The sequence below is a fragment of the Kitasatospora sp. NPDC059827 genome, from assembly GCF_042731675.1.
Classification (GTDB): Bacteria; Actinomycetota; Actinomycetes; order Streptomycetales; family Streptomycetaceae; genus Kitasatospora.
The window spans coordinates 1-5,765 of sequence record NZ_JBHWIV010000164.1 but is presented as its reverse complement, the minus strand read 5'-3'; the positions used below and the strand labels follow the sequence as shown (position 1 = coordinate 5,765).

The 5,765-nt window shown below is 74.2% G+C and carries 6 protein-coding genes and 1 rRNA gene; 2 read left to right on the top strand and 5 right to left on the bottom strand.

Annotated elements, in window-relative coordinates; translation table 11 throughout:
• Positions 1-80: ribosomal RNA gene (gene rrf / locus ACFV8H_RS41085) — 5S ribosomal RNA — on the top strand; the annotation flags it as partial.
• A 218-nt stretch (positions 81-298) separates the two neighbouring features.
• Positions 299-625 carry a hypothetical protein gene (locus ACFV8H_RS41080; protein ID WP_375897148.1) on the top strand — a complete coding sequence of 109 codons (327 nt, stop codon included), beginning with the start codon at positions 299-301 and terminating at the stop codon, positions 623-625.
• Between the two features lie 47 nt (positions 626-672).
• Here the strand turns inward: ACFV8H_RS41080 and ACFV8H_RS41075 are convergent, their stop codons facing one another.
• From ACFV8H_RS41075 to ACFV8H_RS41055, 5 genes are all read right to left on the bottom strand, one after another.
• The gene (locus ACFV8H_RS41075) at positions 673-2,037 is read right to left on the bottom strand and encodes an MFS transporter (RefSeq protein ID WP_380409856.1); all 1,365 of its coding nucleotides are present in this window, start codon (positions 2,035-2,037) and stop codon (positions 673-675) included.
• 112 nt (positions 2,038-2,149) lie between these two features.
• Positions 2,150-2,485: an ArsR/SmtB family transcription factor gene (locus ACFV8H_RS41070; protein ID WP_380409854.1), complete on the bottom strand. Its 336-nt coding sequence runs from the start codon at positions 2,483-2,485 to the stop codon at positions 2,150-2,152.
• 50 nt (positions 2,486-2,535) lie between these two features.
• Positions 2,536-3,165, bottom strand: a complete 630-nt coding sequence (locus ACFV8H_RS41065) for a hypothetical protein (RefSeq protein WP_380409852.1) — start codon at positions 3,163-3,165, stop codon at positions 2,536-2,538.
• A 182-nt stretch (positions 3,166-3,347) separates the two neighbouring features.
• Positions 3,348-4,550: an MFS transporter gene (locus tag ACFV8H_RS41060; RefSeq protein WP_380409850.1), complete on the bottom strand. Its 1,203-nt coding sequence runs from the start codon at positions 4,548-4,550 to the stop codon at positions 3,348-3,350.
• Between the two features lie 178 nt (positions 4,551-4,728).
• Positions 4,729-5,619, bottom strand: a complete 891-nt coding sequence (locus tag ACFV8H_RS41055; RefSeq protein WP_380409848.1) for a polysaccharide lyase — start codon at positions 5,617-5,619, stop codon at positions 4,729-4,731.
• Positions 5,620-5,765: the final 146 nt, after the last annotated feature.

Sequence of the window (5,765 nt, the reverse complement as noted above, 5' to 3'; positions counted from 1 at the left end):
TTCCGAACCCGGAAGCTAAGCCTCACAGCGCCGATGGTACTGCAGGGGGGACCCTGTGGGAGAGTAGGACGCCGCCGAACAATCATTCAGAAAAGGCCCACCCGGGTGACCGGGTGGGCCTTTTCGCATTTCCGGGTCCGCATTTCCGGGGAGGGGGCGGCCCGGACCAGGTGCACGTCCGCGGGGAGCAGTAGGCGTATCACCAGGTAGTCCCCCCAATGCGACGTCCGGGCGGACCTGCCCGGACCGGCCTCCGATGGGAGGGATTGCGCGGGGGGCCGGGGTTAGCCTGGCCCGCATGTACAACGACGGTCTGGTGACGTGCACCGCGCGTGAGCTCGTGATTCGCCGGTACTACTTCCCGTTGGCGTCCGCCAAGCGGATCCCGTACGGGCGGATCCGCGGGCTGCGGCAGGTGCCGCTGACCCGGGTCGGCGGGCGGTGGCGGATCTGGGGTTCCGGGGACTTCGTGCACTACTTCAACCTGGACCTGGGGCGGATCGACAAGAGCGTGGCCTTCGTCGTCGACCTCGGTGCCCGGGTCAAGCCGGTGATCACCCCGGACGAGCCGGACCGGCTGGCGGCGGCAATGGCCGCGCACAGCATCCCGGTGACCAGGGGCTAGCCGGGGCCCCGGTGGGACCGGGGCCGGCCGTCCGTCGGCCCCACCGCTCAGTGCAGTGCGGCGCGGGGCGGGTGGGGCCAGGTGGGGTGGTGCTGGTCGATCACGTAGTGGTGGCCGTGCTGCCAGCTGCCGTCGGGGGTGGGGCGGGCGTCCGCGAGGTGGGGGTGGCCGAGCGGCAGCTCGGTGTGGCGGTGGCTGAGGGCGTCCGGGTCCCGGGCGGGCCACAGGGCGGTGGCGGCCAGGGCGGCGGCGAGTGCGACCGCGCCCAGGACGACCGCGGTGGCGGGGAGTCCGGCACCGGCGGCGAGCCAGCCGGCCAGCGGGTAGGTGAGCAGCCAGCAGCCGTGCGACAGCGAGAACTGGGCGGCGAACGCGGCCGGCAGGTCGGGGTCGGCGGCGGAGCGGCGGACCACCCGGCCGCCGGGTGTCAGGACGGCCGAGCCGGCGGCGCCGATCAGGGCCCAGGCGGCGAGCAGGGCGAGCCAGCTGCCGGTGCCGGCCGGGGCGGCGGTGATCGCGGTGACGGCGGCGAGGACGCCGGGCAGCGCGAAGGCGGCGGGCAGCATGACGGACCGGTCGCTGACCCGGGTGAGCAGCCGCGGCAGCAGCAGGGCGGCGAGCATCGAGCCGACGCCGTACGCGCCGAGGGCCAGCGAGACGGCGCCGACCGGGCGGTGGAAGTGGTCGCGGACCACGTTGACGGTGTCGACGAAGACGATGGCGCCGGCGGCCGCCACCGCGAGGTCCAGGGCGAGCAGTGCCCGCAGCCGTGGGGTGGCCCGGAACAGTCGGGTGCCGAACGCGGCCCTGCGGTAGATCCCGTCGGTGCGTTCGACCGGCCGGGGCCTGGGCAGCACGACGGAGACGACCAGGGCGGCGGAGGCGAGGAAGCCCGCGGTCGTCCCGGCGAACAGCCAGTGGTACGGGACCACGGAGAGCAGCAGGGCGGCGAGTGCCGGGCTGAACAGCGATTCGAGGTCGTAGGCGAGCCGGGACATCGACAGTGCCCGGGTGTAGTCGCGTTCGGCGGGCAGTACCTCGGGGATGGTGGCCTGGAAGGTCGGGGTGAAGGCGGCGGAGGCGGCCTGGAGCAGGAAGATCAGGACGTAGACCTGCCACACCCGGTCGACGAACGGCAGGGTGAGGGCGACGGCGGCCCGGGTGAGGTCCATGGCGACCATCAGGGTGCGCCGGGGGACCAGCCCGGCGAGGGCTCCGGCGACCGGGGCGACCGTCACGTACGCGACCATCTTGATCGCCAGTGCGGTGCCGAGGACGGCCGAGGCGTCGCTCCCGGCGATCGAGTACGCGAGCAGCGAGAGCGCCACGGTGGCCAGGCCGGTGCCGACCAGGGCGACGACCTGGGCGGTGAACAGGTGGCGGTAGGTGCGGTTGCGCAGCACGGTCAGCATGGGCCCGTCCCGGGGCGGAGGTGGGGGTGGTGGTGCGCCCATCATAGGCAATGCGTGCATACGTGTGCACCTGTTTGACGGACGGAACGACCCCGCGCGGACCGGCCGGGGCTCAGTCGTGCGGCGGGAGGTGCCCGATCTGGTGGTCGGCGACGTTCAGCGCCTCGTCCACCAGCCGGCGCAGGTGCCCGTGGCGCAGCGAGTAGACCACCCGACGGCCGTCCTTGCGGGTGGCGACCAGCCCGGCCAGCCGCAGCTTGGCCAGGTGCTGGCTGACCGAGGGCCGGGCGGCTCCGGTCGCCTCGGTCAGCGTGGTCACGTCCGCCTCGCCCCGGCCGAGCCGCTCCAGCAGCGCCAGCCGGGTGCGGTCGGCCAGCAGGGAGAGGACGGAGACGGCGACGTCCAGCCGCGCCTCGGCCCGCTGCTGCGAGCGGTGTGCATCTGCCATATCGGCGCCGGAGCTCATTCCTGAATCCTAGACCGTGTGCGCAGGTGCGTTCATGACGACGGACCGCGTCGGCGGCGGAGGTAGGCCCAGGTGACGGCGGCCAGCAGTGGGCCCCACAGCAGCAGTGGGGCGTAGCAGGCGACCAGGACGACGGTGTGCCAGTCGCCGGACAGCATCGGGAGGCCGTCGGGCAGCGGCCGGCCCCGGAGGTCGCGGCCGGTCGAGACCAGCACGGTCAACAGCAGCGTGCCGACGGTGAGCGCGGCGGCGCCCAACGCGGCCGGGACGACGGCCGCCGCGACCGGGAGACGGCGGCCGCCCAGCAGCGGGAGCCGGCGCGGGACCACCTCGCCCCAGCGGGCGACCAGGCCGAGCGCGGTGAAGGCGAGCAGCTCGGAGACGGCCGACAGCAGGACGACGTACAGCTCCAGCGGCAGCCACCACGGGAGGCTGCCGGAGTCCTGCACCGCGCCGCCGTCCAGCGGGGCGTGGAAGGTGCAGGTGGCGATCCGCCAGGCGCTGGACGGCAGGACGGTGAGCGGCACCGCCCGGGCGGCGAGCCCGGCCCAGCGCGGAACGCCGGGGACGGGGGTGTGGGCGGCGGCCCAGGCGGTGCGCAGGCGGCCGGTGGCAGTGCGCAGGCGGCCGGTGGCGGGCGGGAGTTGGGCGAGGGCGGTCATGGGGGCTCTCCGGTGCGGCGGGGGCGGTGCCCCAACGCTCGCAGCCGGACCGGGGGGTGGGCCTCGACCGGGAGGAGGAACCGGCTCCCCCGAGGGAGGGAGCCGCCGTCGATCCCGCGGTCGAGACCGTCGTCGAGCCCGTCGTCGAGCCCGAGGTCAGCCGGTCAGCCGGTCGAGACGGGTCAGCCCGCCCGCTGCTCGACCGGCTGCTCCTCGGCGACGGGCGCCGGGGCCGGTTCGAGGTCGCCCATCCGCGGGATCGCGAACAGCGCGGCGAGGATCAGCGCACCGGCGATGACGATCGGGGTGCGGATGCCGACGGTGGAGCCGATCCAGCCGCTGAGGCCGGCGCCGATCAGCATCCCGATCCGGGAGAGCATCAGGTAGCAGCTGTTGACCCGGCCGAGCAGCTCCTTGGGCACGGTCTGCTGGCGCAGCGAGATCGCCTGGACGTTCCAGGTGACCACGCCGAAGTTGCCGAGCGCGAACAGCGGGGCCACCGCGAACACCGAGGGGCTCAGGCCCATCAGCAGCAGCGAGGAGCCCATCAGTACGAAGGCGAGGGTGATCCGGGCCCGTCGGCCCAGCCGCTCGCCGATCCGGCCGGCCAGCATGCTGGCGGCGGTGCCGCCGGCCACGCCGGTGGCGAGGACGGCGCCGAACGCCCAGGTGGGCTCGTGCAGGGTGCGGGTGACCAGCAGCGCCATCATGGTGATGCCGAGGGAGGAGGCGCCCGCGGCCACGGCGGAGAGCGAGGCGACCAGGCGCAGTTGCTTGTGCCCGTACAGCCAGCGGACGCCCTCGCGGACCTCGGCCATGACCCGGCGCTCGGACCGTGCCCGGGGGGAGCCCGAGCGGCCGGTCGCGGCGACCAGGGCGGCGGCCAGGGCGAAGGAGACGCCGTCGACGGTGAACGGGTAGCCGGCCGCGATCGCGAACAGGCTGGTGCCGACCAGCGGACCGATCATCCGGCCGACCAGCAGGCCGCCCTGGAGACGGCCGTTGGCGACGTCCAGCTGCTCGGAGCGGACCACGTCCGGGATGGTCGAGGTGGCGGCGTTCACGAACACCGTCTCCCCGCAGCCGAGGACGAAGGCCAGGGCGGCGAGCAGGGCGAGCGGCGGGGTGGTGGAGAAGACCCAGGCGGCGAACCCCAGCAGGATGGCGGCGCGGCCGAGGTCGATCGTCCACATCAGCCGGCGGCGGTCGAAGCGGTCGGCGATGACGCCGCCGAACAGGGCCATCAGCAGCCAGGGGAGGGATCCGGCCACCGCGACCACGGACACCGCCGACGGGGAGTCCGAGATCGCCAGGGCGAGCAGCGGAAGCGACGAGTCCCGCATGCCGTCGCCGACCGCCGAGATCGACGAGGCCGACCACAGCATGGTGAATTTCCGGCCCAGTTGGGGCCTGGAGCGGTGCGGGGGTGTCGCTGGGCTGGCTGAGGTCACCGACGCAGTATGGCATGACCGCTACATGTTTGGACGCCCTTCACCGACCATTTCCAGCTGGGATCCCGGAGTCCGGAAACCCCCTTGACGAGGCCGGTGAGGCCCCCGCTCGTCAGTGCTGGACGCCGGCCGAGAGCGAGAAACCGGCGAACTGGGCCCGCTGGGTACTGGCCGGGCCCCAACTGGTGTCGTGGCCGCCGTAGAAGGTCGAGAACAGCACCCCGCCGAAGGGGATCGAGGCGATGCCGGAGGCGACCCTGGCGGAGTACACCTGGCGGCCGTCGTACCAGACGGTGACCTCGCCGGTGTTCCGGTTCACCGACTGCTCGACGGTGTGCCAGCGGTCGTCGGCCTGGAAGTGCCAGTCGCCCAGGCCCTCGTCCACACCGTAGCCGGTCGGGCCGGAGTCGGTCGGGGTGTAGAGGTAGACCTCGCCGTTGTCGGGGCTGCCGTTGGCGCCCCGCCACATGTAGCGGGTGGACCAGCCCGCGCCGTGGTTGCCGCCGGACTCCTGGCCGATCTTCCCGCCGTACAGGCCCGGCAGCTTGCCGGCCTTGCCCCAGTCGCGGCCGGTGGGGAAGCGGAGGGAGTACTTGAGGTCCAGGGTGGGCCCCTGGGCGAGGGCGGACAGGCCGAGCGCGTTCAGGTCGGTGTAGAACTGGCCGCCGCCCGGGTTGGGGCAGTCGGTGCAGGAGTTGGCGGAGGAGCCGGCGCCGTACGTCACCTGGAGCGCGGGGCCGCCGTCGGGGGCGGTCCGGCCCTCGACGGCGGTGAAGTCGGCCGCGCCCCAGGCGCCTTGGCCCGCGACGCCCCAGGAGCGCTGCCACTGGGCGGTGCCGTAGCCGCGGAAGCCGCCGGTCCAGGCGGCCGAGCCGCTGGGGGCGGCGGCGGTGGCGGAGCCGGTGGGCGGCTGGGTACGGGCCCCTGCGGGGGTGGCCGCGCAGCCGGCGGCGGTGAGCAGGGCGAGTGCGGCCAGGGCGGCGGTGCGCGCGGAGCGGTGCATCGGTGGCTCCTCGGTCGGCGGTTGATCCGTACAGATCATGCCGCACACCCGGGTCGGGCTTGGGTAAAGGGCGGGGCAGGGAAGGGGAAAGGGCTGTGGCCGGGTGGGCGGTTCACGAAGGAGGTGAACCCCCCCCCCCGCCCCCA